This window comes from Moraxella caprae DSM 19149 (genome assembly GCF_000426885.1).
GTDB classification, from domain to species: Bacteria; Pseudomonadota; Gammaproteobacteria; order Pseudomonadales; family Moraxellaceae; genus Moraxella; species Moraxella caprae.
In genome coordinates this window covers 1-1,420 of the sequence record NZ_AUGF01000104.1, presented here as the reverse complement: position 1 = coordinate 1,420, position 1,420 = coordinate 1, and the positions used below count along the sequence as shown (strand labels likewise).

General features: G+C 48.7%; 2 protein-coding genes. Both read right to left on the bottom strand.

Going from position 1 to position 1,420, the window contains the following annotated elements:
• Positions 1 to 139: 139 nt before the first annotated feature.
• A complete protein-coding gene (locus tag K941_RS15970) occupies positions 140 to 520 on the bottom strand; it encodes a hypothetical protein (RefSeq protein ID WP_036388462.1) in 381 nt (126 codons plus the stop codon).
• Positions 521 to 624: 104 nt separating this feature from the next.
• The coding region (locus K941_RS0112525; protein ID WP_029103852.1) for a homoserine dehydrogenase at positions 625 to 1,420 on the bottom strand (796 nt) is incomplete at its 5' end.

Below are 1,420 nucleotides of genomic sequence, written 5' to 3'. Positions count from 1 at the left end.
TTAATGCTTTATTTTGTGTGGTAACTTAATGATACATTAAATTGATGAACACTTCTTTATTTTATTTGGTGTTGCGGTTGGGTTGTAAATTCAAGCCACAAAAAATACCGCCTGCTTGTGACAGGCGGTATTTTTATGATTATTGTTTGGTTTCGGTGTCGGCAGGAGCGGTTTCTTCTGCTGTTGCTGTTTCAGCGGGGGTGGAGGCTTCGGCAACAGCCATGGTCTCTGCCATCTCTGTGCTTGCTGGCTTCGCTGTTTCTGTTGTCTCAGGAGTGGCTGTGGTGGTTTCTGCTACATCAGTAGCGGGGGCGACCGATGCACCTGATGCTCCACCAACACCGCCCATTGTTGGCTGTCCGTGGTCATCAAATTTCACTTCTTCTGCTTTTGGGGCATTGGCTTTGGCATTTGCCTCGGCTTCTTCTAGTTTGTCCACGGCTTTTGGGTTGTTATGACCCCCGCAGGCACTAAGTAGTAGGCTTGTGCTGATGATGGCGGTAAATAATTTGGCTTTCATGAGAACTCCTAACGGATGACTATTTAAATAATGCTATTATGCCACAAATGGTAGGGAATTGACAATTTATAATCTTGCGCTCTACCATTTGTGGTTTGGCTTTATTATTCCAAGCTTTCTAGGCGGATACGCACCACAGGCTCGGTGACCGCCCCAAGGGCTTCTATCTCTTTGATGGCTTTGTTCATCTGTGATTCAAGTACAGGCAAGGTCAAGATGATGACAGGTACAAGCCCTGATTTGTGAGCGTCACGTTGCATGATGGCATCAATATTAATGCCGTTTTCACTCAGAATGCGAGTGGTGTCAGCCAGTACGCCCAGCTCATCTTTGACCGTCAGGCGCAGATAGTAGCCACAGGTCATCTCATCGCTAGATAGGATGCGAGTGTCGGACAGCTCTTCGGGGACGAACGCCAAATGTGGTACGTCGCTTGGGGTGTTGGCATTGATGACATAAATCAAATCCATGACATCCGCCATGACTGCCGATGCCGTCGCCCCCGCTCCTGCCCCATCGCCATAATACAGCGACTGCCCCAGCGGGTGAGCGTCTACCATGACGGCATTTTTTACGCCATTGACATTGGCAAGTAGGGTGCTGTTGGGGATGAGCGTGGGATGGACACGTAGCTCAAAGCCGTGTTCACGACGAAACGCAAAGCCGAGATGCTTGATGGTGTAGCCAAGCTCTTTGGCGTAGACCACGTCTTGCAAGTTAATTTTGGTAATGCCTTCACAGTACACTTTGTTAAACTGCAAAGGAATGCCAAAGGCAATCGATGCCAACAAGGACAGCTTGTGGGCGGCATCAATACCTTCAACATCAAAGGTGGGGTCAGCTTCGGCATAGCCTAGGGCTTGAGCTTCTTTTAGTACGTCGCCAAAACGACGGTTTTTT